Below are 25,376 nucleotides of genomic sequence, written 5' to 3'. Positions count from 1 at the left end.
GAGCCTCAGGGTATCCCCGGATATTCCCCTGAAGGTTTCCCGACAGAGGCGCCAACGCCCCCGTGGGCCAATTTGCAGAATATATGCCCCTACGTGCGGTTATATCGGCCTAAGGTCTCCCCTTTTCGGGCTCTTCGGGTTGCGATGCTCCTATATTGTGTCAAGCGCTTTTCAGAAATTTTTCGTAGGCCGATGCTAATTCCGTCAACGGACGTTTTCCAGTCTCGATGTCACTGATCCTCGCCGGGGCACACCCCAGATGCTTCGCTACAACCACCTGGGTGAGATGCTTCGCGATACGCAGTTCTTTCAACTCATCCCGACGAAGATCCCTGGGCTGTGGCGTACTGCGCCTGGTGCATATGACCCGGTAGATCTCCCGGACGATCGCGCGCTTCAGGCAGCGAATAATCTCCCTTTTCGACAACCCCTCCTCGGTACGCCGGGCGACGTAGGTCAAGTCCGCGGGAGTGGTGTATCTGCCTTTCGATAAAACAAGCAGCATGACGGTGTCAGGGACCGGCACGAGCCCGATGGTGAGACTGGCTCATGCGACCTCCTGAGTGGCTTCGCCGGCATCGATGAGGTGGGCAGCCATCATCGCCTTCGTCTGCTCCAGGCTCGTCAGCGACATGTAGCGCTTCTGCTGGATCCAATCATCGTGCTGCTCCGCCAACACGGCACCCACGAGGCGGACCACGGCCTCGCGGTTGGGGAAGATCCCGACGACGTCGGTGCGCCGGCGGATCTCCCGGTTGAGCCTTTCGGTCGGGTTGTTCGACCACACCTTCGTCCACACCGCCTTCGGGGCGTGGGTGAAAGCCAGCAGCTCGTCGAGGGACTCCTCGAGGTAGTCCGCGACATGCGGGAACTTCTGCTCACAGAAGCCCACCACCTCCCGTGCCTGATCCCACACAGCCTGGGCATCGGGTTGCTGGAAGATCGTCTGAAACATCGCCGACAACGTCGGCCACTGCGTCTTGGGCACCAGCCCGGAGAGGTTCTTAGCGAAGTGCGTGCGGCACCGCTGCCAGGAGGCGTTGGGCAGCACCTCGCCGATGGCGTGCTGGATCCCCAGGTGCGCGTCGCTGGTGACCAGGTACACCTGGTCCAGGCCCCGGGCCTTGAGATCGCGGAAGAAACCGGTCCAGGAGGCCACCGACTCCGAGGTGGCGACCTGCATACCGAGTAGTTCCCGATAGCCTTCGGCATTGACGCCGGTGGCCAGCAGGACGGAGGTCTTGACCACCCGCCCGCCTTCACGGACCTTCATGGTCAACGCGTCGCAGGAAACATACAGATACGGGCCAGAATCCAACGGGCGGGTCCGGAAATCCTCCACCATCTGATCAAGATCTTTGGCCATCTCTGAGACCTGTGATTTCGAGAGATTGTTGATCCCCAAGCTGGCGACCAGGTCGTTCATCCTGCGGGTCGACACGCCTTTGAGGTAGCAGGTGGCGATCACGGTGGTCAGGGCCCGTTCGGCCCGGGTGCGTCGTTCCAGCAGCCAGTCCGGGAAGAAGGAACCGGTGCGTAGTTTCGGCACGGCGACGTCGATGGTGCCGACTCTGGTGTCGAGGTCTCGGTGGCGGTAGCCGTTGCGGACGTTGGTGCGGGACTCGGATGTGGTGGCGTAATCGGCGCCGCAGATCTGGTCGGCCTGGGTGGACAGGATCTGGTTGATGAAATTCTGCAGCATCTGTCTCATCAGGTCCGGGGAGGCTTGAGACAGTAGGTCGTCGAGGTAGGTGGTCGGGTCGATATGATGGGGGCCAGCGGCCATCGTGGGTTGTCCCTTTCGAGGAGATGTAGGAGTTGATTCGAAAGGTACTGCGGTGGTCGCCCACATCTTCCATGGGGTCCTCACCGGCAGTTACAGATACACCACGCTAACGGACGTCACCCGTCCGGCCCCTGGTCGACCTTCCCGTCGTCGGGTTTCCCACCCGTCTGCACGTGCGCGTCCCCCGAGGTTCACCTGCAGCTATCCAGCCTGCGGCAGGAAGATCTTCCAGGCCTCCCTGACGTGTGCCGATGACGGTGCGAAGCTCACCCACCGGGTCACCCGCTGGATCCTCCAGCGACTGGCGATCGACCGGATGAGCGTGTCCGCCACCGCCAAAGCGTTGGGTATCGGGTGGGAGCTGGTCAACCAGGTGGCACTCGATGCCTGCCGTAAGCTCGTCTACGACAACCCGCACCACCTCGACGGGGTGCGCATCCTCGGCGTCGACGAGCACGTCTGGAAACACACCCGTCGCCCCACGGAACCGTCGAACCTGGTGACCATCCTCGTCGACCTCACCCCGCTGGTGGATGGGCGTGGGCCTGCCCGACTGCTGGAGATCCGCTCCGGACGAAGCGCGGAAGTGCTGCGCACGTGGCTGCAGGAACGCGACCCTAAGTTCCGCCAGCAGGTGCAGGTGGTGACCATGGACGGGTTTGCCGGCTATGCCTGCGCCGTGGACCAGGTCCTCCCGGACGCAACCAAGGTGATGGATCCGTTTCACGTAATCCATCTGGCAGCTGGGAAGCTCAGCGGGTGCCGGCAGCGACTGCAACGGGAGACCACCGGGCGTCGTGGACGCAAGGACGACCCGTTGTACAAGCACCGCCGGACCTTGTTGACCCGCACGAACTACCTCACGCAGCGGCAGAAACAGCGACTGGACCTGTTGTGGGCCACCGACGATGAGTACGTCGCACTCGAGGTCACCTGGATGTTCTACCAGGACATGATCCAGGCGTACGGGCATCCGAAGAAATCGGAGGGAAAGAAGCTGATGAGCAGGGTGATCAACAGCATTCGTAAGGGACTACCCGCCGGGCTGGAGGAGCTCGCCCAACTCGGGCGCACCTTGTGGCGCCGGCGTGAGGACATCCTCGCCTATTTCGATATCGGCGCATCCAACGGGCCGGTCGAGGCGATCAACGGACGGCTCGAGCACCTGCGCGGCATCGCCCCGGGGTTCAGGAACCTCAACCACTACATCTTGCGGTCACTGATTCACTCCGGGCAGCTGCAAACCAGGATCAACGCACTCTAAATCGTGAAGAGCCGGATTCGTCGGTGGCCACTCCCACGACCAGGTAGTCACACAGATCACGGGCGGCGATGAGGACGTTGATGTGTCCCACGTGCAGCATGTCGAAGCCACCGGGTACGTATCCGACCCGGGGAGTCTGATTCGGGATCTGCTGTTCACTCACGCCAAACAACCCCTCAGCCTTACTGCATCAAGTTAACGACACATTAACACGACTCAGTTGTGACGAGAGTCTCACTGCAGCAGAAAGACCCCCGCCCCCAGAACAGGGTTCCGGGGGCGGGGGTCTTCGGGCGGTAGGCGGTGAGAGCCTACTTGGCCTTCTCGACGATCTCGATGAGACGGAAGTGCTTGTCCTTGGACAGCGGACGGGTCTCCTGGATGCGGACGCGGTCGCCGATGCCGGCGATCTCGTCCTCGTCGTGCGCCTTCACCTTGGAGTTGGTGCGCAGGATCTTGCCGTAGAGGGCGTGCTGCTTGCGATCCTCGAGCTCGACGACGATGGTCTTCTGCATCTTGTCAGAAACCACGTAGCCGGTGCGGATCTTGCGAGCGCCCTTCTCCTTCTTGTTCTCGTTCACGTTTGCCTCACTCATGATTAAGCCTCAGCTCCCGGAACGACGGACAGGCCCAGCTCACGCTCGCGGATGACAGTGTAGATGCGGGCGATGTCGCGCTTGACCGTGCGAAGGCGGCGGTTGTTGGTCAGCTGACCGGTGGCCAGCTGGAAGCGCAGGTTGAACAGCTCTTCCTTGGCCTCGTTCAGGCGGTTCTCCAGCTCCGCGGCATCAAGCTCGCGGAACTCGAAAGCAGGGGTACCGGTTGCCATTAGTACTGGTCCTCCTTCTTGATGATGCGGACCTTGCAGGGCAGCTTCTGGCCGGCGCGGCGCAGAGCCTCGAGGGCGGTTGCCTCATCCGGGTAGGACATCTCGAAGAGGATGCGACCCGGCTTGACGTTGGCGACCCACTTCTCGACCGGGCCCTTACCGGAACCCATACGCACACCGAGTGCCTTCTGGGTCAGCGGGCGGTCCGGGAAGATGTTGATCCAGACCTTGCCACCACGCTTGACGTGGCGGTTGATGGCGATACGGGCCGACTCGATCTGGCGGTTGGTGACATAGGCCGGCTCGAGAGCCTGGATGCCGTAGTCACCGAAGCTGATCTTGTTGCCGCCCTTGGAGATGCCCGAACGGTGCGGACGGTGCTGGCGACGGAACTTCACGCGCTTGGGGATAAGCATTCTTAACCCTCCTGCTTCTGCTCGGCGCGCTGACGACGCTGGCCGCCACGACGCGGGCGTGCGTTGCGGTCACCGCGTCCCCGGCGCTCGGCCGGTGCGTTGATCTCGGACTCGCGACGGCCGCCGACGACGTCACCCTTGTAGATCCACACCTTGACGCCGATACGGCCGAAGGTGGTGTGGGCCTCTGCGGTGCCGTAGTCGATCTCGGCACGCAGGGTGTGCAGCGGAACGCGACCCTCGTGGTAGCGCTCGATACGGCCCATCTCGGCACCGCCGAGACGACCCGCACAGACAACCTTGATGCCCTTGACCTGCGGCTGGCGCATGGCGGACTGGATGGCCTTACGCATGGCGCGACGGAACGCGACACGGTTGACCAGCTGCTCGGCGACGGACTGCGCGACCAGGGTCGCGTTCGCGTCGATGTTCTTGACCTCGAGGATGTTGAGGGCGACCATCTTGCCGGTGAGCTTCTCGAGCTCACGGCGGATGCGGTCGGCCTCAGCACCGCGACGACCGATCACGATGCCCGGGCGGGCGGTGTGGATGTCGACGCGGACGCGGTCACGGGTGCGCTCGATGACGACATCGGCGATTCCGGCGCGCTCCAGTCCGGTGGACAGGAACTCACGGATCTTGATGTCCTCGGCGACGTAATCAGCGTAGTTCTGCTCGGCGAACCAGTGGGACTTCCAGTCGGAAGTGATGCCCAGCCGGAGGCCGTGAGGATGAATCTTCTGGCCCACTACTTGGCCCCTTCCTTCTGGCTCTCAACCACAACAGTGATGTGGCTGGTGCGCTTGCGGATCTGGAAAGCACGGCCCTGAGCGCGCGGCTGGAAACGACGCATGGTCGGACCCTCGTTGGCGTAGGCCTCGGAGATGACCAGGGTGCGCGGGTCCAGGCCGAAGTTGTTCTCGGCGTTGGCAGCTGCGGAGGCGACCACCTTGGCGATGGCCTTGGCAGCGTCCTGCGGAGCGTACTTCAGGATCGCGAGTGCCTCGGAGACGGACTTGCCGCGGACCAGGTCCAGGATGCGGCCAGCCTTCATCGAGGAGGTGCGGACGTACTTGGCCGTCGCGCGTGCGGAGGTGATGGTGTCACTCATCGCTATCGACGTCCCTTCTTGTCGTCCTTGACGTGACCCTTGAAGGTCTTGGTGGGTGCGAACTCGCCCAGCTTGTGACCGACCATGGAGTCGTCCACGAACACCGGCACGTGCTTACGACCGTCGTGGACGGCGAAGGTGTGACCGATGAAGTCCGGGAGAATGGTGGAACGGCGGGACCAGGTCTTGATGACCTGCTTGGTGCCGGCCTCGTTCTGAGCATCCACCTTGTTGAGGAGGTGCTCATCGACGAACGGGCCCTTCTTAAGGCTGCGTGGCATATCGTTAACCTCCTCTTAGCGCTTCTTGTTGGACCGGCGACGACGCACGATCATGTTGTTGGAGTAGCGGTTCGGGTTGCGGGTGCGGCCTTCCTTCTGGCCCCACGGCGACACCGGGTGGCGACCACCCGAGGTCTTGCCCTCGCCACCACCGTGCGGGTGGTCGACCGGGTTCATGACGACACCACGGACAGACGGGCGGATGCCCTTCCAGCGCATACGGCCGGCCTTGCCCCAGCGGATGTTGATCTGCTCGGCGTTGCCGACCTCGCCGACGGTTGCGCGGCAGCGGATGTCGACGCGGCGGATCTCGGAGGACGGCATACGCAGGACCGCGTAGGTGCCCTCCTTACCCAGCAGCTGGATGGACGCACCAGCGGAACGTGCGAGCTTGGCGCCGGCGCCCGGCTTCAGCTCGACGTTGTGGATGGTGGTACCGGTCGGGATGTTGCGCAGCGGCAGGTTGTTGCCCACCTTGATGTCGGCGTTGGCGCCGGACTCGACGATGGTGCCCTGCTTGAGACCCTTCGGGGCGATGATGTAGCGCTTCTCGCCGTCGAAGTAGTGGAGCAGAGCGATGTTGGCGGTGCGGTTCGGGTCGTACTCGATGTGAGCGACCTTGGCCAGCACGCCGTCCTTGTCGTTGCGACGGAAGTCGATGACGCGGTAGCGACGCTTGTGTCCGCCACCCTTGTGACGGGTGGTGATGTGGCCGTGCACGTTGCGGCCACCGGTCTTGTGGATCGGGCGCAGCAGAGACTTCTCCGGGGTCGAACGAGTGATCTCGTCGAACATGGAGACGGAGCTCTGACGGCGACCCGGGGTTGTCGGCTTGTACTTACGAATAGCCATAATGTGTCCTTTTCTCTCGACCCTTAGGAGGCGGAGCCGCCGAAGATGTCGATGGAGTCGCTGCCCTCACGGAGCGTGACGTAGGCGCGCTTGGTGTTCTTACGCTGGCCGTAACCGGTGCGGGTGCGCTTGCGCTTGCCCTCGCGGTTCGCGGTGTTCACGGAGTCCACCTTGACGCCGAAGATCTGCTCCACGGCAATCTTGATCTGGGTCTTGTTGGAGGTCGGGTCGACGAGGAACGTGTAGACGTTCTGCTCCATCAGGCCGTAGGACTTCTCCGAGACGACCGGCGCGATGATGATGTCACGCGGGTTGGCGATCTTTGCCATTAGTTCTCCTCCTGGTCCGCAACAGCGTTGCGGTTGATGAAGGCGTGCAGCGCCTCAACGGAGAACACGATGTCGTCCGAGTTGAGGACGTCGTAGGTGTTCAGCTGGCCGGCATCCAGGATGTGGACACCCGGCAGGTTGTTGGCGCTGCGGCGGGCGTTGAGGTCCTCGCGGCCGACGACGAGCAGAACCGACTTGCGGTCGGTCAGGCGCTCGATGAAGGTGCGTGCCGACTTGGTCGACGGGGTCTGACCCGGAACGAGCTCGGTGATCACGTGGATGCGAGCGTTGCGTGCGCGGTCGGTCAGGGCGCCTGCGAGTGCGGCGGCCTTCATCTTCTTGGGGGTGCGCTGGCTGTAGTCGCGCGGCTTCGGACCGTGCGAGATGCCGCCGCCGGTGAAGTGCGGAGCGCGGATCGAACCCTGACGGGCGCGACCGGTTCCCTTCTGGCGGAACGGCTTGCGGCCACCACCACGGACCTCGGAACGGGTCTTGGTGGAGTGGGTGCCCTGACGGGCGCCGGCGAGCTGGGCGTTGACGACCTGGTGCATCAGAGCGATGGACACCTCACGGTCGAAGATCTCGGCCGGCAGCTCAACCTGGCCGTCAGTCTTACCGTCAGCGGTGTGGACGTCGAGCTTCAGATTGGTCATGCGTGAGCACCGCCCTTCACTGCGGTCTTAACGGTCACGATGCCGCCACGGTTACCCGGGATTGCGCCCTTGATGAGCAGCAGGTTGGCATCGGCGTCAATCTTCTGAACCTTGAGGTTCTGGGTGGTGACGCGGTCAGTACCCATACGGCCAGCCATGCGCTTGCCCTTGAAAATGCGACCCGGGGTAGCAGCGGCACCGATGCCACCGGGGCGACGGTGAGCGGCCTGGTTGCCGTGGGCGGCGCCCTGGCCGGCGAAGCCGTGGCGCTTCATGCCGCCGGCGAAGCCCTTACCCTTGGAGGTGCCGGTGACGTCGACGAACTTGACGCCGTCGAAGATCTCGACGGTGATGTCCTGGCCGACCTCGTAGCCGGAGACGTCGTCCATGCGGATCTCGGTCACGTGGCGACGCGGGGTGACGCCGGCCTTCTTGAAGTGACCTGCGGCAGGCTTGTTGGCCTTGCGCGGGTCGATCTCGCCGTAGGCGATCTGGATGGCGTTGTAGCCATCGATGTCCTTGGTGCGAATCTGGGTCACGACGCACGGCCCGGCCTCGACGACGGTGACGGGGATGACCCGGTTCTCCTCGTCGAAGACCTGGGTCATGCCGAGCTTGGTGCCCAGAATGCCCTTGATCTCGTTTTCACTCATTATTTATTCTCCGCCAAGTATTTCGTCGATCACTGAATGTTCACGTCGACGCTGGCCGGAAGATCGATGCGCATGAGGGCATCAACCGTCTTCGGCGTCGGGTCGAGGATGTCGATCAGGCGCTTGTGGGTGCGCATCTCGAAGTGCTCGCGAGAATCCTTGTACTTGTGGGGAGAACGAATAACGGCGTACACGTTCTTTTCGGTGGGCAACGGCACCGGGCCGACGACGCGGGCACCCGTGCGGGTGACGGTCTCGACGATCTTCTTAGCGGATGCGTCGATCGCCTCGTGGTCGTAGGCCTTAAGCCGAATGCGGATCTTCTGTCCGGCCACGCTTATCCTCTTCCTCGCTTGTCCCACATCCCTGATGGAGCGGTGGGAATTCGCTTCTCGATTTCTCTATAACGTTGTCCGGGCTATGGGGCCTGGGCGCAACGCCAGTTACTGACTGCCATGACTGGCCGGGAGGTGTCCGGGGCTGTTCATGTCGAACCGACAAACAACGCAACCGGAAGTGCTCCTGACGGGGTACAAGACCCGTAGTCAAGTGGAAGGGAACGTATATCTCGCGATAAGCGTGGGCCCTTACGTGTACTGCCGCTGTTTATTTGCCATGCCCCTTCTCCGGTCTCCGCGCTCGGGTATGTCGAACCTTGTAGGTGACCTTGACCCGATTACGGAGCCTTCCCAGCCAGCCCTGACGGACCGTCTGACGAAGGTGTCATGTTTGCCTCACCAGCGACGATGGCCTCCCGGGCTGCACCCGTGGTCATGTCGTGTTAAAGCAACCCATGTATTAAAGCACGTCACGGCGCCGAAAACAAACCCCCTCGACCGGAACTAGTATGGAGATCACCCAACCGCCCCGTTTGTCGTAGGAGTCACATCATGTCGGAGCCGCATCCCCCGTCTGACCTCACCATCACGGGCAGCCGTGGCGTGACCCGCATCGAGGATGTCGTGGTCGGCAAGATCGCCGGGCTCGCCGCCCGCGAGGTGTCGGGGGTGCACGCCCTCGGAGGCACCGGGGCCCGCATGGTGGGCGCCTTCCGTGAGTCCTTCGCCGGCGGGGCGAACATCCAGCAGGGCGTGCACGTGGAGGTCGGTGAGAAGCAGGCGGCGGTGGACGTGTCGATCGTGGCCGAGTACGGCGTCGCCATCCACGACCTCGCGGAGGCGATCCGCTCCAACATCATCACCGCCGTGGAGCGGATGACGGGCCTGGAGGTCACCGAGGTCAACGTCACGGTCCACGACGTCCACCTCGAGGGCGGCCCGGAGGAGGAGCCCGATGTCCACGCAGATCACGCGTCCCGCGTCCAGTAGGCCGGACCGCACGGTCGCGGACCGGCTCGCCGCCCGCCTCCGTGGCATCCCGGGCGTCGCCGGTCTGCACCCGGGACGTTTCGGGGAGGTCGCGCTCCTCTATCCCCGGCACCGTGTCGTGGGCCTGCGGCACACCCCGGAGGTCCTCGAGGTGCACCTCGTCGTCGACCTCTCTGCGGCGCGGCCGCTGGCGGAGGTGGCGGCGGAGGTGCGCGGCGTCGTCACGCAGGAACTTGCCGACGCCCCACCGCACCTCGACATCGTCTTCGCCGACGCGACGGGAGGCACCCCGTGAACCACACCCGCACCGGCGTCATGCTCGGCCTGGCCCTGGCCTTCGCCGCGATCCTCGGCGGGTGGACCGGCCTGCTCCTGGCGCTCGTCCTCGGCGGGCTGGGCGGCGTCATCGGCGCCCATCTCGACGGCCGCATCGACCTGCGGGCACTGTCCCGGGCGGTCAGGGGGCAGGACTAGATGGCACTACGCATCACCGAGAAGGCCGTGTCCCGCATCGTGGCCGTCGCCGCGGCGTCGGTCCCGGGCACCACGGAGCTGGGGCGCAGCCTGGAGCGGATCGCGGGCCGCAGCTACCCGCGTTACGACGTCGTCGTCGACGACGCCGCCGGCACCTGCTCCATCGAGGCCTTCATCGCGGTGGTGTGGCCCTCGCCGGTGACGGCGGTGGCGGAGGCCGTCCGCACGACGATCGCGCACTCCGTGGAGGACATGACCGGCCTCACCGTCACGCGGGTGAACGTCGTGGTCGGTCCGGTAGTCAACGGGCGTCCGGTGACTGCCGGGCTGGTCGCCGCCCATCCGACGCACCCGAGCCTGCGCCCCGTGACCACGCCCGCCCCGGTGCGGCTGCGTCCCGTGACGGTGGGGAGGCGCCGTGTCCGCTGACATCCCCCGCGCCACTCCCCTGGCCCGCTACGTCGCGATCCTCATCGGCCTCGCGCTGCTCGTGGTCGCCGTCCTCTGCGGCCGGGAGATCTGGCTGCGCAACTCCCGTTCCATCGACTGGGAGCCGTGGGCCGACCCGATCTTCCGCACCATCGGCAACGCCACCTACCAGCCCTGGATGCTGCCGACGGGCGTGATCGCCGCCCTGCTCGGCCTGCTGCTCGTGTGGAGCGCCTTCCGTCCGCGGACCCGCACCCACCGGCGCATCCAGTCCACGGCCCCCGTGTGGATGCGCCCCGTCGACGTCTCCCGCATGCTCTGCGCCGCCGCCCGCACGGTCCCCGGCGTCGCCTCCGCGGCCAGCCACGTCAGCGGGGACACCGCCCACGTCTCCGTCACCGGCCACCGGGAGGACCTCGCCCCGCTTGTCGACGCCGCCCTCACCCCCCTCCTCGACTCCCTCGGCGTCGGCCTCACGCTCCAGGTGCGGCAGCGGCCGCTCGCGGAGAGCGGGGAGCAGCGGTGAACCGGCGGATCAACTACTTCAACCGGCTGGTCGTCCTCGCCGTCGGGCTGCTCATCCTGGCCGGCGGGTCCTGGGCGGTGGGGCTCTACCTCGACCTGCCCCTGTCCCAGCGGCTGACCGACTTCATCGACTTCCCCGCGTGGCGCGCCGCCCCGGAACAGCCCTGGTTCGACTGGCTGCTCGCCGGCCTCCTGGTGGTCAGCGCCGTGCTCGGGGGCTGGCTCATCGCCCTCAATCTGCGTCGCTACCGCGTCAGCCGGGTCACGTCACCGGCGTCCGGCACCGCGGGCACCATCGAGCTCAACCTGGCGACGCTGGCCGGGGCCATCGCCCGGGAGCTGGAGGAGCACCCCCGCGTCGACTCCGTGCTGCACAGCGTCACCCGCTACTGGGACCGCCCCACCATGACCATCACGGTCCGTGCCCGACCAGGCGCGGACATCCCCGCCCTGCGCGACACCCTCGAGCAGGTGGAGAAGGAGTTCCGGGCCGCCACCCCGGGGATCACCGTCACCACGGAGTACCGGCTGCACCTGCTGCCCGCGGATCAGTGATCCTCCGACCAGGGGGCGTCCTCGACGGACAGGATCTCCTGGACCGCGGCGTACTCCACCGGCGGGCCCCCTCCCGGCGGCTGCACCACCAGGGGCACCCCGGGACGGCACTGCACCAGGGACTCCCACGTCCTCTCCTCCCGGTCGAGGCTGCGGCGGCCGGCCACGAAACGTTCCAGGCCGTGGGAGAGCAGCACCGTCGAGTCGTCGGCGAGGGAGATGAGGTGCACCGCGTCGCCCCGGTCGCGGCGCTGTACCCCGCACAGGGACGGGACGGTGGCGGACGGGGCGGCGTCGAGAAGCGTGATCCCGCTGAGCACCCCGAGACGGTGGTCGATGCCCTCCTGCGAGGTGACCACCAGCGGACCGCCGACGAAGGCGGGCCGCAGCGTGGCGTAGGACCACACACCCGGCTGCGCCGTCACCCCCGGACGGCGGACGATGACGCGCCACGGGTCGACCATGACGCGGTGCTCCGGCGACTCCGTGCGCAGGAGGTAACGGGCGGTGACGCGGGCGTCGACAAGCGGCAGTTCCCCGGGGTGGACACGCGCGAGGACCCCGAGCTCACGCACGAGGTCCTCATCGGTGGCGCCCCACCCGATACCCCGGTTGGACAGGATGCCGAACAACGTCGGCAACGACAGGTCGGGCTGCCCCTCCCACACCCGCTGCACCGCGGCGAGGACGCCGGGAATGCGCAGGGGGTCCTGCATCAGAAGCGGGCGGAGACGCAGTCGGAGCCCGGGACGGCCTCCGCGATGTCGTTGCCCAGGGCGACGATGCGGTTGTTCTCGTCGACGTGGACGATGCGCGGCTCGTACTCGAGGGCCTCCTCGAGAGTGGCCTGCAGGTAGGAGATGAGGATGACGATGTCACCCGGGTGGATGAGGTGCGCGGCGGCACCGTTGATGCAGATCTCTCCGGTACCGGGTCGACCGGTGATGACGTAGGTCTCGAGACGTGCACCGTTGGTGACGTCCACGATCGCGACCTTCTCACCTTCGATGAGTCCGGCCGCAGCAAGCAGGTCGGCGTCCACCGTGACGGAACCGACGTAGTTCAGGTCGGCCTGCGTGACGGTGGCGCGGTGGATCTTGGCCCCCAGGATGGTCTTGAGCATGCGTAAGAAGATACCTGCACCACCCGCTTTTACCAAAGGGGTGGACGGTTACGTTTGCGTAACCTTCTGAATCGCCGAAGGGCCCGGCGGGGATGAACCCCTCCGGACCCTTCAGGTCAGATCAGTAAGGTGACTTACTTGATGATCTTGGTGACGCGGCCAGCGCCGACGGTGCGGGAGCCCTCGCGGATAGCGAAGCGCAGGCCCTCGTCCATGGCGACCGGCTGGATCAGGGTGACGGACATGTCGACGTTGTCGCCCGGCATGACCATCTCGACACCCTCCGGCAGCTTCACGACACCAGTGACGTCGGTGGTGCGGAAGTAGAACTGCGGACGGTAGTTGTCGAAGAACGGGGTGTGGCGGCCGCCCTCGTCCTTGGACAGGACGTAGACGGAACCCTCGAACTCGGTGTGCGGGGTGTAGGCGCCCGGCTTGATGATGACCTGGCCGCGCTCGACGTCCTCACGCTTGATGCCGCGGAGCAGCAGACCACAGTTGTCGCCGGCCTCGGTGTAGTCGAGAAGCTTACGGAACATCTCGATACCGGTGACGGTGGTGGTGGTGGACTTCTCCTTGATGCCGATGATCTCGACCTCGTCGTTGACGTTCAGCTGACCGCGCTCGACGCGGCCGGTGACGACGGTGCCACGACCGGTGATGGTGAAGATGTCCTCGACCGGCATCAGGAACGGCTTGTCGGTCTCGCGCTCCGGGTCCGGGATGGAGTCATCGCAGGCCTGCATGAGCTCGAGGACGGAGTCGACCCACTTCTGCTCGCCGTTCAGGGCGCCCAGAGCGGAGATGTGGATGATCGGAGCCTCTTCGTCGTAGTCCTGCTCAGCCAGCAGCTCGCGGACCTCCATCTCGACGAGCTCGATGATCTCCTCATCGTCGACCATGTCGCACTTGTTCAGGGCGACGAGGATGTACGGGACGCCGACCTGGCGGGCCAGCAGCACGTGCTCGCGGGTCTGCGGCATCGGGCCGTCGGTGGCGGCGACCACGAGGATGGCACCGTCCATCTGAGCGGCACCGGTGATCATGTTCTTGATGTAGTCGGCGTGACCCGGGGCGTCAACGTGTGCGTAGTGACGCTTCTCGGTCTGGTACTCGACGTGGGAGATGTTGATCGTGATGCCACGCTCCTTCTCCTCCGGCGCCTTGTCGATGGCGTCGTAGGCGAAGGACTCGTTCAGGTCCGGGTAAGCGTCGGCCAGAACCTTGGTGATGGCGGCGGTGGTGGTGGTCTTGCCGTGGTCAACGTGACCGATGGTGCCGATGTTGACGTGGGGCTTCGTACGCTCGAACTTCGCCTTTGCCACTGTATGTCCTCCTGGACTTCATGGTGGCTACGACCTTCGCAGCCACGTGGTTGACAGTCACCATGCCGGTACGACCTGATTCAGGGCGCGCCGGATGGCGTTTCACAATGTGCCAGTTACACGATCCTAGATTTACACCGCCGTTTTTTCAAACCGCGGCCGGCTGACCCGATCCGGGATCTCACGGTGGGTAACGGCCGGCTCAGCACACACCCTGGGGTGTCTGCTCAGCGCAGCCGCTACCCTCCGTGTTTGGTGTTCCCCACCCTGCCCGCCGACGTCGGCACGGGGACGTCGGCAGGCCTCGGTGGGAGGGGTTCACCGGGGGAGCTTAAGCGCCGGTGCGCTCAGCGATGATCTCCTCGGAGACGCTGGAGGGAACCTCAGCGTAGGAGTCGAAGACCATGGAGTAGTTCGCACGACCCTGGGTCTTGGAACGCAGGTCACCGACGTAGCCGAACATCTCGGACAGCGGGACCTTGGCCTTGACGACCTTGGCGCCGGAGCGGTCCTCCATGGCGTTGACCTGGCCGCGGCGGGAGTTGATGTCACCGATGACGTCACCCATGTACTCCTCCGGGGTGATGACCTCGACGGCCATCAGCGGCTCGAGCAGGACCGGCTTCGCCTTGGCGACAGCCTCCTTCAGAGCCTGGGAGCCGGCGATCTTGAACGCCATCTCAGAGGAGTCGACCTCGTGGTACTGGCCGTCGATCAGGGTGGCCTTGATGTTCACCAGCGGGTAGCCGGCGAGGAAGCCGTACTGCATGGCGTCCTGGATACCGGCGTCGACGGACGGGATGTACTCCTTCGGGACGCGGCCACCGGTGACGGCGTTCTCGAAGTGGTACAGCGGGGACTGGCCCTCCTCGAGCTCTTCCTCGGCCGGAGCGTAGGGCTCGATGCCGATGATGACCTTCGCGAACTGGCCGGAGCCACCGGTCTGCTTCTTGTGGGTGAACTCGAGCTTCTCGACGGGCTTGCGGATGGTCTCGCGGTACGCGACCTGCGGGGCACCCACGTTGGCCTCGACCTTGAACTCGCGCTTCATGCGGTCGACGAGGACGTCGAGGTGGAGCTCGCCCATGCCGCCGATGACGGTCTGGCCGGACTCCTCGTCCAGCTCGACGGTGAAGGTCGGGTCCTCCTCGGCGAGCTTGCCGATGGCGACGCCCAGCTTCTCCTGGTCGGCCTTGGTCTTCGGCTCGATGGAGACCTTGATGACCGGGTCCGGGAAGTCCATGGACTCCAGGATGATCGGTGCATCGGTGGCGCAGAGGGTGTCACCGGTGGTGGTGTCCTTCAGGCCGATGAACGCGTAGATGTTGCCGGCGAGTGCCTCCTCGACCGGGTTCTCCTTGTTGGCGTGCATCTGGAAGAGCTTGCCGACGCGCTCGCGCTTCTGCTTGGTGGAGTTCATGACCTGGTCACCCGGGACGACGCGACCGGAGTACACGCGCACGAAGGTCAGCTTGCCGAAGAACGGGTGAGCGGCGATCTTGAAGGCCAGAGCGGAGAAGGGCTCGTCGGTGGACGGCTTACGGGTGATCTTCTCGGACTCGTTGTTGACGGCGGAGCCGATGACCTCGCCGACGTCCAGCGGGCTCGGCAGGTAGGCGACAGCGGCGTCGAGCAGCGGCTGGACACCCTTGTTGCGGTAGGCGGTGCCACAGAAGACCGGGTAGATCTCGGAGTTGACGACCATTTTGCGGATGGCGCCCTGGATCTCCTCCTTCGTCAGCTCCTCGCCGCCGAAGTACTTCTCCATGAGCTCCTCGTCGGACTCTGCGACGGTCTCGAGCAGCTTCTCGCGGTACTCCTCGGCGCGCTCCTGCAGGTCGGCCGGGATCTCCTCGACGGTGGCCTCGGTGCCGATCTCGGTCTTGCCGCGCCAGGTGAGGGCCTTCATGTCGACGAGGTCGACGACGCCGTCGAAGTCATCCTCAGCGCCGATCGGCAGCTGCATGACCAGCGGCTTGGCGCCGAGGCGGTCGACGATGGTGCCGACGGTGTAGTAGAAGTCAGCGCCCAGCTTGTCCATCTTGTTGACGAAGCAGATACGCGGGACGTCGTACTTGGTGGCCTGACGCCAGACCTGCTCGGACTGCGGCTCGACGCCCTCCTTGCCGTCGAAGACGGCGATGGCGCCATCGAGAACGCGCAGGGAACGCTCAACCTCGACGGTGAAGTCGACGTGACCCGGGGTATCGATGATGTTGATCTGGTTGTTGTCCCAGAAACAGGTGACCGCAGCGGAGGTAATGGTGATACCGCGCTCCTTCTCCTGCTCCATCCAGTCAGTGGTGGCGCCACCGTCGTGGGTCTCGCCGACCTTACGGTTGATACCGGTGTAGAAGAGAATGCGCTCAGTGGTGGTGGTCTTACCGGCATCGATGTGGGCCATGATGCCGATGTTGCGGACCTTGTTCAGGTCCTTAAGCACTTCTTGTGCCACAGTCTTACCCCAACTTGTAGATCTTGGACGCCCGCGCGTTGTACGCCTGGGACGCCGTCGGTGGATAGTTCTTGTTCAATACTGCCATTGATTGGCCGTGCTGGCACCCGTCAGTGACGAAATTCGCCGACATCCAAGTGTACGTCAATCAGTGGTCTAGCTCAGTGGGTGCGCCTCGCGGCCCACCCGGAAAGACACCAGTGGCCCAACAACGAGTCGCCTCAGACCCGCCCCGGCCGGCCGGCCGCAGTGGAGACGCGGCAGGACGGTGAGGGACGGAGGAGTGCGACAGGGTGCTGGGCCATCGTGGTGTGATTTCCTGCTACTACCAGCGGTAGTGGGCGAAGGCGCGGTTGGCCTCGGCCATCTTGTGGACGTCCTCGCGGCGCTTCACGGAAGCACCGAGACCGTTGGACGCATCCAGGATCTCGTTGGCGAGACGGTCAACCATCGAGTTCTCGCGACGCTGACGGGTGAAGGTGACGAGCCAGCGCAGAGCCAGGGTGTTGGAGCGGCCCGGGCGGACCTCAACCGGAACCTGGTAGGTGGCGCCACCCACGCGGCGGGAGCGGACCTCGAGGTCCGGGCGGATGTTGCCCAGAGCCTTCTCGAGGGTGCCGACCGGGTCGGTGCCGGTCTTCTCGCGGCAGGCCTCGAGGGCACCGTAGACGATGCGCTCGGCGGTGGACTTCTTGCCGTCGAGGAGGACCTTGTTGACCAGCTGGGTCACGATCTCGGAGTTGTAGACCGGATCCTTGACGACGGGACGAACGACTGCACGGTTCTTACGCATTGTTTACTGTCCCTTCTTGGCGCCGTAGCGGGAGCGGGCCTGCTTGCGGTCCTTGACACCCTGGGTGTCGAGGGTGCCGCGGACGATCTTGTAACGGACACCCGGGAGGTCCTTCACACGACCGCCACGGACGAGCACCATGGAGTGCTCCTGGAGGTTGTGGCCCTCGCCCGGAATGTAGGCGGAGACCTCGATGCCGGTGGTCAGGCGCACACGGGCGACCTTACGCAGAGCGGAGTTCGGCTTCTTCGGGGTGGTGGTGTACACACGGGTGCACACGCCGCGACGCTGCGGGGAACCCTTCAGGGCAGCGGAGTTGATCTTCGCTGCCTTGGAGTGGCGACCCTTGCGGATCAGCTGCTGAATAGTGGGCATAACCGTCTTTCTGTGTTGATCGGCTTATCCGGCCGGATGAGCCGACCGAGAGACTTCGGAAGTTGATTTCGCCTGACACCCGCACACCTGGTGCGGGGCCGGGTTTCTCCGGTCTCGCTTTTAAACGTGCGTAACCCAGTCAGCCGCTCTCGCTGGCCTACCGGGAGGAAGTTCAGGCTCCCACCATGGAGACGTGGGACTTCCGTGCACGTTACCGGAATCCCCTCCCCATCCCCAAATCCCCTTTTCGACGCCACCTTCCTCCCCGGGCACCCGGGACGTCCGGGGAGGCACGATCACCCGCCGGTCACCCGATCGGGGGGACGCGATTCCGGCCCCTCCCCGGCCCACATGTTGTGGGTGGCCACCGGAAGCACCCCACGGCGTGACACAACATGTAGTGGTGCGGCCGCCCGCAACACACCACACCATGTGGCTATGAAACTCATTAGCGAGAGTTACAACGGGGTAATTCCAACTTATGGTGGAGGTCATGACTCCCCTGACGCGCGCCTCCATCTCCCCCGCCACCACCATCGACGAGTACCTCGACCGCCGCGACTGGCGCGTCAACGCCAACGCCAACCAGGACTTCTCCCTGGGCGGGCTGATCCTCAACACCTCCGGGAAAGTGGTCGCCAACTACTGGCTCGACGAGGTCTTCCACCCGGACGCCGGCCGCGCCCACCGGGAGGGCGATCTCCACATCCACGACCTCGACATGCTCTCCGGCTACTGCGCCGGCTGGTCGCTGCGCCAGCTGCTGGCCGAGGGATTCGGCGGGGTGCCGGGCACCATCTCCTCCACCCCTCCGCGGCACCTGTCCTCGGCGTGCGGGCAGATCGTCAACTTCCTCGGCACCCTGCAGAACGAGTGGGCGGGTGCGCAGGCCTTCTCCTCCTTCGACACCTACCTGGCGCCGTTCGTGCGCCTCGACTCCCTCACCTACGAGCAGGTCGAGCAGACCCTCCAGGAGTTCGTGTTCAACCTCAACGTGCCCTCCCGGTGGGGCACGCAGACACCGTTCACCAACCTCACCTTCGACTGGGTCTGCCCCGCGGACCTGCGCGACCAGTACCCCTTCATCGGTGGCGAACCCGTCAACTTCACCTACGGGGACCTGCAGGAGGAGATGGACCTGATCAACCGGGCCTTCATCGCGGTGATGGGCGCCGGCGACGCGGACGGCCGCCCCTTCACCTTCCCCATCCCCACCTACAACATCACCGCGGACTTCGACTGGGACTCCCCCAACGCCCGCGCGCTCTTCGACATGACCGCCCGCTACGGTCTGCCCTACTTCCAGAACTTCCTCAACTCCGACCTCGACCCCGGCATGATCCGCTCCATGTGCTGCCGCCTGCAACTCGATCTGCGGGAACTGATCGCCCGCGGCAACGGGCTGTTCGGGTCCGCCGAACTGACCGGCTCCATCGGCGTGGTCACCCTCAACTGCGCCCGCCTCGGCCACGTCCACGCCGGCGATGAACAGGCGCTTCTCGACGCCACCACCCGACTCGTCGACCTCGCCGTCGACACGCTGGAGCGGCGACGGGCGTTCGTCGGGAAGCAGCTCGACGCCGGCCTGTACCCCTACACCGCACGCTGGCTGCCCGGCCTCGACAACCACTTCTCGACGATCGGCGTCAACGGCTGCAACGAGATGATCCGCAACTTCACCGGCGACGCCTACGACATCACCGACCCGCAGGGCCACGCCCTGGCCGGGCGGCTGCTCGACCACCTCAACACCCTGCTCGTGGAGGCGCAGGAGAGGACCGGGCACCTCTACAACCTGGAGGCCACCCCCGCCGAGGGCGCCACCTACCGCCTCGCCCGCGCCGACCGGGAGCGTTACCCCGGCATCCTGCAGGCCGGCACCGACGAGGAGCCGTACTACACCAACTCCACGCAGCTGCCGGTGTCGCACACCCCGGACCCCTTCGCCGCGCTCGCCGCCCAGGAGGACCTGCAGGCGAGGTACACAGGCGGCACGGTGCTGCACCTCTACATGGGAGCCGCCCTGGAGTCCGGGGAGGCGTGCGCCACGCTGCTGCGCCGGGCCCTGTCCACCTTCCGGCTGCCCTACCTCACCATCACCCCGACCTTCTCCGTCTGCCCCACCCACGGCTACCTCTCCGGCGAGCACCCGGCGTGCCCCGACTGCGGGGAGCCCACCGAGCTGTGGACCCGCGTCATGGGCTATTTCCGCCCGGTGAGCAGCTTCAACACCGGCAAGAAGGGGGAGTTCCGTGAGCGCGTCTACTTCGACCCGACCCGTGCCTGACCTGCCCGTCGCCGGGGTGATCCCCTTCTCCGCGACCGACTGGCCGGGGCTCCTCACGGCCACCGTCTTCACGCAGGGCTGCCCGCTGTCCTGCCGCTACTGCCACAACCCGACGCTGCAGGCGTTCCGCGGTGGGGAGGTGTCCTTCCCCGGGGTGCTGGAGTTCCTCGACACCCGCCGGGGACTCCTCGACGGCCTGGTCATCTCCGGGGGCGAACCCACCGTCCACCGCGGGCTGGGGGCGGCGGTGGCCGCGACCCGTGCCCGGGGCTTCCCCGTGGGCCTGCACACCAGCGGATACTCCCCCACCCGGCTGGCGGCCCTGCTCGCCGAGCCCACCACGCGCCCCGACTGGATAGGCCTGGACGTCAAGGGGCTGCCGGCCTCCACTCCCGGCGTCGTCGGCTGCACGCCCGCCACCGCCCGGCGGATGTGGGAGTCCCTCGACGTGGTGACCGCCGCCGGAGTCGAGGTCCAGGTGCGCACCACCGTGTGGCCGGGCTCCCTCCTCGAACGACAGCTGCCGGAACTGCGGGCGCGGGTCCGCGATGCCGGACATGAGCTGGTCGTGCAGTACGCCCGCGGCGTCGACGCCGACGGCCACCACCGGGTCGCCTGACCCCCGTGTCTCAACCTGTCGAACGTGTTTTTCCGCGCCTTCCCTGAGCTGCACGTATACAGATGTGCCGTGCACAGATTCGACAGGTTGAGACACGCGTCCCCCGCCGGTGCCCCGTACCATCAGGGCATGAGCAACGATCCGTCCCGCCTCCGCGCCAGCGACGAGGACCGCAGCCGGGCAGCAGAGGCCCTGAGCCACGCCTTCGCCCAGGGGAAGCTCGACTACGCGGAATTCGATGAACGCACCTCCACGGTCTGGGCCACGAAGTACCGCGACGAGCTGCTTCTCCCCCTGGCTGACCTGTACCCGGATCCGGCCCGGGTCCTCGACCAGCAGCTGCCCGCCGTGCGGCCCGATCACACGCCGACGCCTCCCCCGCAGGCCCAGGCGATGTCGCTGCAGCAGGTCACCGGTGAACCCGGCGGGGACTCCTTCAGTGTCGCCGTGATGGGCGGCTCCGAACGCGCCGGTGGCTGGTTGTGCGCCCCCACGCACACCTCCCTGGCCCTCATGGGCGGCACCGTCCTGGACCTGCGGCACGCCCGCCTCAGCGCCCGTGAGACGGTCATCCACGCTGTCGCCGTGATGGGCGGGATCGAGATCACCGTCCCGGAGGACGTCCGGATCATCTGCGACGGAGTCGGTATCATTGGCGGTTTCGGGGTCAGCGACGACAAGAGCGTCACCCTCGCACGGGAGGACATCCCGCTGGATGCGCCGGTGATCCGCCTGCGGGGCCTGGCGCTCATGGGCGGGGTGGAGGTCACCCGCAAGGCCCGCGGCGTGCGCTGACCCGGGATCGTCCGCAGGCAGCACGAAGGCCCCGGGGAGTGAATCCTCGGGGCCTTCGTGGGTCATCCGGTGGAACTACATCTGGAAGTCCTCGTCCAGCGGGACGGAGGCGCCGGTGAACTCGGCGTAGCCGTCGTCACCGTAGATGGAGTCGCCGTAGGTCGGGATCGAGTAGGCCGCGTTGCGGGCCGCCTCGGTCGGCTTGACCTGGATGTTGCGGTAGCGCGAGATACCGGTACCGGCCGGGATCAGCTTACCGATGATCACGTTCTCCTTGAGGCCGATGAGCTGGTCGGAGCGCTTGTTGATCGCGGCGTCGGTCAGGACACGGGTGGTCTCCTGGAACGACGCGGCGGACAGCCAGGACTCCGTGGCCAGCGAGGCCTTGGTGATGCCCATGATCTGGTCGCGCAGCTCCGCCGGCTGGCCGCCCTCGGCGCGGACCGCCGCGTTGATGCGGCGGGCCTCGGTGAGGTCGACCAGGGTGCCCGGCAGGAACTCCGTGGAACCGGCGTCGATGACGGTGCCGCGGCGCAGCATCTGGCGGATGATGATCTCGATGTGCTTGTCGTGGATGGCCACACCCTGGGTGCGGTACACGGCCTGCACCTCGTCGATCAGGTGCTTCTCGACGCCGCGACGACGCAGGACGCGCAGGACGTCATGCGGGTCGGCGGGGCCGCGGAGCAGGCGGTCACCGAGCTCGACGTGGTCACCGTCGCGCAGGGTGCGCTCGATGAGGACCGACGGGTTGTTGTCCATCGGGACCTTCACCTGGGCGAGGCCCTGGCGCTTGGACAGCTTCTCGTAGACCTTCTCCTCGGAACCATCGTCGGAGGTGAGGATCAGCTTGTAGAAGTTGCCGTCATCCTCGAGGGCGACGGTGCCCGAGAACTCCGCGATCGGGGAGGCGTTCTTCGGCACGCGGGCCTCGAACAGCTCCTGGACACGCGGCAGACCGCCGGTGATGTCACCACCGACACCACCCTGGTGGAAGGTACGCATGGTCAGCTGGGTACCGGGCTCACCGATCGACTGGGCGGCGACGATGCCGACGGCCTCGCCGATGTCGACCAGCTGGCCGGAGGCCATGGACTTGCCGTAGCACTTCGCGCAGACACCGGTCGGGGTCTGGCAGGTCAGCACGGAGCGGACCTTGACCTCGGTGATGCCCAGCTCGACGAGCTTGTCGATGGCCTCGTCGGTCAGGTCGGAACCCGCCTCGTAGAGGACCTCGCCGGACTCGCCGGTCACCTCGGTGGCGAAGACACGTCCGGAGACGGAGGTCTCGACCAGCGAGTGCTCGGTGTAGCCGGTGACGTTGCCGTCGGCGTCCTTGACCTCGACGGCCACCGGGACGCGGACACCCTGGCGGGTGCCACAGTCGTCCTCGCGGACGATGACGTCCTGCGCGACGTCGACGAGACGACGGGTCAGGTAACCCGAGTCGGCGGTACGCAGAGCGGTATCGGCCAGGCCCTTACGGGAACCGTGGGAGTTGTTGAAGTACTCCAGGACCGACAGGCCCTCACGGAAGGAGGTCTTGATCGGACGGGTGATGTAGTCACCCTTGGAGTTCACGACCATGCCCTTCATGCCGGCCAGGGTCCAGATCTGACGCATGTTGCCGGCGGCGCCGGACTTCACGATCATCGGGATCGGGTTGTCGTCGGGGTACAGCTCCTCGACGGCCTTACCGACCTTGTTCGTGGCGTCCTGCCACAGCTCGACGAGACGGTCGTAGCGGTCACGCTCACGCAGCGCACCCTTGACCCAGAACTTGTGCTCGATCTCGCGGGCCTCGGCCTCGTACGCCTCGAGGATCTCGTCCTTGTTGGGCAGGACGATGACGTCGGACATGGCGATGGTGACGCCGGAACGGGTCGCCCAGTAGAAGCCGGCGTCCTTCATCTTATCCATCGTCTGGGACACGGTGATCATCGGGTACTTGGCGGCGAGATCGTTGATCACGTCACCGAGCATGATGAAGCCCGCGCCGCCGCCCTTACGGACCATGACGCCCTCGAGGTACGGGTAGTTCCACGGCAGGAGCTCGTTGAACATGACGCGGCCCAGGGTGGTGTGGGCGGTCCAGACCTGACCCTGCTCCCAGCCCTCCGGGAAGAACTCGGCCTCGATCTCGGCCGGCGGACGCAGGTGCGAGATGCGGACGCGGATCGGTGCCTGCAGACCCAGGACACCACGGTCACGGGCCATGATGGCCTCGGCGAAGGACGAGTAGTCGCCCTGTGCCGGACCGTTCTCGTCGGCGGGCTTGTAGGCGCCCTGGCCGCCGATCTCGCCCTCGGCCTTGTCCATGGTCAGGAAGTACAGACCCGTGACCATGTCCAGACGCGGCATCGCCAGCGGCTTGCCGGACGCCGGGGACAGGATGTTGTTCGAGGCGAGCATGAGCACGCGGGCCTCGGCCTGCGCCTCAGCGGACAGCGGCAGGTGGACCGCCATCTGGTCACCATCGAAGTCGGCGTTGAAGGCCTCACAGGCCAGCGGGTGCAGCTGGATGGCCTTACCCTCGACGAGCTTCGGCTCGAAGGCCTGGATACCCAGGCGGTGCAGCGTCGGCGCACGGTTGAGCATCACCGGGTGCTCGGCGATGGCCTCCTCCAGGACGTCCCAGACCTCGGGACGCTGACGCTCGACCATGCGCTTCGCGGACTTGATGTTCTGCGCGTAGTCGTTCTCCACCAGACGCTTCATGACGAACGGCTTGAACAGCTCGAGCGCCATGAGCTTCGGCAGACCACACTCGTGGAGCTTCAGCTGCGGACCGACGATGATGACCGAACGGCCGGAGTAGTCGACTCGCTTACCGAGCAGGTTCTGACGGAAGCGACCCTGCTTACCCTTGAGCAGGTCGGACAGCGACTTCAGCGGGCGGTTGCCCGGTCCGGTGACCGGACGGCCGCGACGGCCGTTGTCGAACAGGGCGTCGACGGACTCCTGCAGCATGCGCTTCTCGTTGTTCACGATGATCTCGGGCGCGCCGAGGTCGATCATGCGCTTGAGGCGGTTGTTGCGGTTGATCACGCGACGGTACAGGTCGTTCAGGTCCGAGGTGGCGAAACGGCCACCGTCGAGCTGGACCATCGGACGCAGCTCCGGCGGGATCACCGGGATGCAGTCCAGGACCATGCCGGCCGGGTCGTTGCCGGAACGCTGGAACGCGGCGACGACCTTGAGGCGCTTGAGCGCACGCATCTTACGCTGGCCCTTGCCCTCGTTGATGATGGTGTGCAGCTCCTCGGCCTCGGCGTCGAGGTCGAAGTTGCGGATCAGGGTCTGGATGGCCTCCGCGCCCATGCCGCCGGTGAAGTACTCCTCGTAGCGGTCGAGGAGCTCCTCGTAGACGGTCTCGTCGATGATCATCTGCTTCGGAGCCAGCTTGACGAAGGTCTGCCAGATCTCCTCGAGACGGTCGATCTCACGCTCCGCGCGCTCGCGGATGTGCTGCATCTCCTTGTCGGCGGCGGTCTGCACCTTACGACGGGCCTCAGCCTTGGCGCCGGCGGCCTCGAGCTCGGCGAGGTCCTCCTCCAGCTTGGCTGCGCGCTCGGCGATCTCGGCCTCGGCGTCCGCCTCGACGTCCTTCTTCTCGAGCAGCATGTCCGCCTCGAGGGTGGACAGGTCGTTGTGACGTGCCTCGTCGTCGACGGAGGTGATGATGTTCGCGGCGAAGTAGATGATCCGCTCGAGATCCTTCGGGGCGAGGTCCAGCAGGTAGCCCAGGCGGGACGGCACACCCTTGAAGTACCAGATGTGCGTGACCGGGGCGGCCAGCTCGATGTGGCCCATGCGCTCACGACGGACCTTGGACTTGGTCACCTCGACGCCACAGCGCTCACAGATGATGCCCTTGTAGCGGACGCGCTTGTACTTGCCACACGCGCACTCCCAGTCCCGGGTGGGGCCGAAAATGCGCTCGCAGAAGAGACCGTCCTTCTCCGGCTTGAGGGTGCGGTAGTTGATTGTCTCCGGCTTCTTGACCTCGCCCTTGGACCAGCGGCGAATGTCGTCGGCGGTGGCCAGGCCGATGCGGAGCTCTTCGAAGAGGTTTACGTCGAACACGTAACTCCCTTTCCCCTCCCGGTGGGGAGGGAT

The 25,376-nt window shown here is 65.8% G+C and carries 29 protein-coding genes and 2 pseudogenes; 10 read left to right on the top strand and 21 right to left on the bottom strand.

The window, feature by feature from the left end:
• Nucleotides 1-160: 160 nt before the first annotated feature.
• Nucleotides 161-454: pseudogene (locus tag B842_RS01870) on the bottom strand (helix-turn-helix domain-containing protein); the annotation flags it as partial.
• Between the two features lie 93 nt (nt 455-547).
• Nucleotides 548-1,786, bottom strand: a complete 1,239-nt coding sequence (locus B842_RS01865) for an IS256 family transposase (protein ID WP_040084852.1) — start codon at nt 1,784-1,786, stop codon at nt 548-550.
• Nucleotides 1,787-1,911: 125 nt separating this feature from the next.
• Here B842_RS01865 and B842_RS01860 point away from each other — a divergent pair.
• Nucleotides 1,912-3,050, top strand: a pseudogene (locus tag B842_RS01860) (ISL3 family transposase); the annotation flags it as partial.
• On the opposite strand, the gene B842_RS13925 reads toward B842_RS01860, so the two are convergent.
• From B842_RS13925 to rpsJ, 12 genes are all read right to left on the bottom strand, one after another.
• Nucleotides 3,037-3,213 (bottom strand): adenylyltransferase/cytidyltransferase family protein, encoded by a 177-nt coding sequence (locus tag B842_RS13925; RefSeq protein WP_248700185.1) that lies wholly within the window; start codon nt 3,211-3,213, stop codon nt 3,037-3,039. The pseudogene B842_RS01860 and the gene B842_RS13925 sit on opposite strands and share 14 nt — an antisense overlap.
• A gap of 148 nt (nt 3,214-3,361) precedes the next feature.
• Complete coding sequence (rpsQ, locus tag B842_RS01855) at nt 3,362-3,646, bottom strand: 30S ribosomal protein S17 (protein WP_040084850.1); 285 nt, start codon at nt 3,644-3,646, stop codon at nt 3,362-3,364.
• 2 nt (nt 3,647-3,648) lie between these two features.
• On the bottom strand, nt 3,649-3,879 hold the full coding sequence (rpmC, locus tag B842_RS01850; protein ID WP_040084848.1) for a 50S ribosomal protein L29: 231 nt from the start codon (nt 3,877-3,879) through the stop codon (nt 3,649-3,651).
• On the bottom strand, nt 3,879-4,295 hold the full coding sequence (gene rplP / locus B842_RS01845) for a 50S ribosomal protein L16 (RefSeq protein WP_040084846.1): 417 nt from the start codon (nt 4,293-4,295) through the stop codon (nt 3,879-3,881). Before rplP ends, rpmC begins: the two co-directional genes overlap by 1 nt.
• A 2-nt stretch (nt 4,296-4,297) precedes the next feature.
• On the bottom strand, nt 4,298-5,044 hold the full coding sequence (gene rpsC, locus B842_RS01840; RefSeq protein ID WP_040084845.1) for a 30S ribosomal protein S3: 747 nt from the start codon (nt 5,042-5,044) through the stop codon (nt 4,298-4,300).
• The gene (rplV, locus tag B842_RS01835) at nt 5,044-5,406 is read right to left on the bottom strand and encodes a 50S ribosomal protein L22 (RefSeq protein WP_040084844.1); all 363 of its coding nucleotides are present in this window, start codon (nt 5,404-5,406) and stop codon (nt 5,044-5,046) included. Before rplV ends, rpsC begins: the two co-directional genes overlap by 1 nt.
• Nucleotides 5,407-5,408: 2 nt before the next feature.
• Nucleotides 5,409-5,687 carry a 30S ribosomal protein S19 gene (rpsS, locus tag B842_RS01830; protein ID WP_040084843.1) on the bottom strand — a complete coding sequence of 93 codons (279 nt, stop codon included), beginning with the start codon at nt 5,685-5,687 and terminating at the stop codon, nt 5,409-5,411.
• Nucleotides 5,688-5,702: 15 nt separating this feature from the next.
• Nucleotides 5,703-6,539 carry a 50S ribosomal protein L2 gene (rplB, locus tag B842_RS01825; protein ID WP_040084841.1) on the bottom strand — a complete coding sequence of 279 codons (837 nt, stop codon included), beginning with the start codon at nt 6,537-6,539 and terminating at the stop codon, nt 5,703-5,705.
• A gap of 23 nt (nt 6,540-6,562) precedes the next feature.
• Nucleotides 6,563-6,868 (bottom strand): 50S ribosomal protein L23, encoded by a 306-nt coding sequence (gene rplW / locus B842_RS01820; protein WP_040084840.1) that lies wholly within the window; start codon nt 6,866-6,868, stop codon nt 6,563-6,565.
• On the bottom strand, nt 6,868-7,521 hold the full coding sequence (rplD, locus tag B842_RS01815) for a 50S ribosomal protein L4 (RefSeq protein ID WP_040084839.1): 654 nt from the start codon (nt 7,519-7,521) through the stop codon (nt 6,868-6,870). Before rplD ends, rplW begins: the two co-directional genes overlap by 1 nt.
• On the bottom strand, nt 7,518-8,174 hold the full coding sequence (rplC, locus tag B842_RS01810) for a 50S ribosomal protein L3 (RefSeq protein WP_040084838.1): 657 nt from the start codon (nt 8,172-8,174) through the stop codon (nt 7,518-7,520). Before rplC ends, rplD begins: the two co-directional genes overlap by 4 nt.
• 29 nt (nt 8,175-8,203) lie before the next feature.
• Nucleotides 8,204-8,509 carry a 30S ribosomal protein S10 gene (gene rpsJ / locus B842_RS01805; RefSeq protein ID WP_003848085.1) on the bottom strand — a complete coding sequence of 102 codons (306 nt, stop codon included), beginning with the start codon at nt 8,507-8,509 and terminating at the stop codon, nt 8,204-8,206.
• A 555-nt stretch (nt 8,510-9,064) separates the two neighbouring features.
• On the opposite strand from rpsJ, the gene B842_RS01800 reads away from it, so the two are divergent.
• From B842_RS01800 to B842_RS01775, 6 genes are read left to right on the top strand one after another with little or no spacing between them, the layout of a single operon-like run.
• Entirely contained in the window at nt 9,065-9,502 is a 438-nt protein-coding gene (locus B842_RS01800; protein WP_040084836.1) for an Asp23/Gls24 family envelope stress response protein, read from the top strand.
• Nucleotides 9,468-9,797 (top strand): hypothetical protein, encoded by a 330-nt coding sequence (locus B842_RS13880; protein ID WP_052437676.1) that lies wholly within the window; start codon nt 9,468-9,470, stop codon nt 9,795-9,797. Before B842_RS01800 ends, B842_RS13880 begins: the two co-directional genes overlap by 35 nt.
• Entirely contained in the window at nt 9,794-9,976 is a 183-nt protein-coding gene (locus B842_RS01790) for a hypothetical protein (protein WP_040084835.1), read from the top strand. The genes B842_RS13880 and B842_RS01790 overlap by 4 nt, the downstream gene beginning before the upstream one ends.
• On the top strand, nt 9,977-10,405 hold the full coding sequence (locus tag B842_RS01785; protein WP_040084834.1) for an Asp23/Gls24 family envelope stress response protein: 429 nt from the start codon (nt 9,977-9,979) through the stop codon (nt 10,403-10,405).
• Nucleotides 10,395-10,931 carry a DUF6286 domain-containing protein gene (locus B842_RS01780; RefSeq protein ID WP_052437675.1) on the top strand — a complete coding sequence of 179 codons (537 nt, stop codon included), beginning with the start codon at nt 10,395-10,397 and terminating at the stop codon, nt 10,929-10,931. Before B842_RS01785 ends, B842_RS01780 begins: the two co-directional genes overlap by 11 nt.
• A complete protein-coding gene (locus tag B842_RS01775; RefSeq protein WP_040084833.1) occupies nt 10,928-11,485 on the top strand; it encodes an Asp23/Gls24 family envelope stress response protein in 558 nt (185 codons plus the stop codon). Before B842_RS01780 ends, B842_RS01775 begins: the two co-directional genes overlap by 4 nt.
• Here B842_RS01775 and B842_RS01770 read toward each other — a convergent pair.
• The 6 genes from B842_RS01770 to rpsL all read right to left on the bottom strand — a co-directional run bounded on the left by B842_RS01770 (nt 11,479) and on the right by rpsL (nt 17,556).
• Nucleotides 11,479-12,201 (bottom strand): hypothetical protein, encoded by a 723-nt coding sequence (locus B842_RS01770; protein WP_040084832.1) that lies wholly within the window; start codon nt 12,199-12,201, stop codon nt 11,479-11,481. The two genes, B842_RS01775 and B842_RS01770, sit on opposite strands and share 7 nt — an antisense overlap.
• Nucleotides 12,201-12,608, bottom strand: coding sequence for an aspartate 1-decarboxylase (gene panD, locus B842_RS01765; protein WP_040084831.1), 408 nt, complete (start codon nt 12,606-12,608; stop codon nt 12,201-12,203). The genes B842_RS01770 and panD overlap by 1 nt, the downstream gene beginning before the upstream one ends.
• Before the next feature lie 134 nt (nt 12,609-12,742).
• On the bottom strand, nt 12,743-13,933 hold the full coding sequence (tuf, locus tag B842_RS01760; protein ID WP_040084829.1) for an elongation factor Tu: 1,191 nt from the start codon (nt 13,931-13,933) through the stop codon (nt 12,743-12,745).
• A 331-nt stretch (nt 13,934-14,264) separates the two neighbouring features.
• Complete coding sequence (fusA, locus tag B842_RS01755) at nt 14,265-16,388, bottom strand: elongation factor G (protein WP_040084827.1); 2,124 nt, start codon at nt 16,386-16,388, stop codon at nt 14,265-14,267.
• Nucleotides 16,389-16,713: 325 nt separating this feature from the next.
• A complete protein-coding gene (gene rpsG, locus B842_RS01750; protein WP_040084825.1) occupies nt 16,714-17,181 on the bottom strand; it encodes a 30S ribosomal protein S7 in 468 nt (155 codons plus the stop codon).
• Nucleotides 17,182-17,184: 3 nt separating this feature from the next.
• On the bottom strand, nt 17,185-17,556 hold the full coding sequence (gene rpsL / locus B842_RS01745) for a 30S ribosomal protein S12 (RefSeq protein WP_040084824.1): 372 nt from the start codon (nt 17,554-17,556) through the stop codon (nt 17,185-17,187).
• A 493-nt stretch (nt 17,557-18,049) separates the two neighbouring features.
• On the opposite strand from rpsL, the gene B842_RS01740 reads away from it, so the two are divergent.
• The 3 genes from B842_RS01740 to B842_RS01730 all read left to right on the top strand — a co-directional run bounded on the left by B842_RS01740 (nt 18,050) and on the right by B842_RS01730 (nt 21,257).
• Nucleotides 18,050-19,843 carry a ribonucleoside triphosphate reductase gene (locus B842_RS01740; RefSeq protein ID WP_245631372.1) on the top strand — a complete coding sequence of 598 codons (1,794 nt, stop codon included), beginning with the start codon at nt 18,050-18,052 and terminating at the stop codon, nt 19,841-19,843.
• Nucleotides 19,809-20,462 carry an anaerobic ribonucleoside-triphosphate reductase activating protein gene (locus B842_RS01735; RefSeq protein ID WP_174520277.1) on the top strand — a complete coding sequence of 218 codons (654 nt, stop codon included), beginning with the start codon at nt 19,809-19,811 and terminating at the stop codon, nt 20,460-20,462. The genes B842_RS01740 and B842_RS01735 overlap by 35 nt, the downstream gene beginning before the upstream one ends.
• 129 nt (nt 20,463-20,591) lie before the next feature.
• Complete coding sequence (locus B842_RS01730) at nt 20,592-21,257, top strand: DUF1707 SHOCT-like domain-containing protein (RefSeq protein WP_040084820.1); 666 nt, start codon at nt 20,592-20,594, stop codon at nt 21,255-21,257.
• A gap of 75 nt (nt 21,258-21,332) precedes the next feature.
• On the opposite strand, the gene B842_RS01725 is transcribed toward B842_RS01730, so the two are convergent.
• Nucleotides 21,333-25,343, bottom strand: coding sequence for a DNA-directed RNA polymerase subunit beta' (locus B842_RS01725; protein WP_040084818.1), 4,011 nt, complete (start codon nt 25,341-25,343; stop codon nt 21,333-21,335).
• Nucleotides 25,344-25,376 lie beyond the last annotated feature (33 nt).

Source organism: Corynebacterium humireducens NBRC 106098 = DSM 45392 (genome assembly GCF_000819445.1).
GTDB classification, from domain to species: Bacteria; Actinomycetota; Actinomycetes; order Mycobacteriales; family Mycobacteriaceae; genus Corynebacterium; species Corynebacterium humireducens.
The sequence above is the reverse complement of the archived record's forward strand: the minus strand, read 5'-3'. Positions and strand labels throughout refer to the sequence as shown.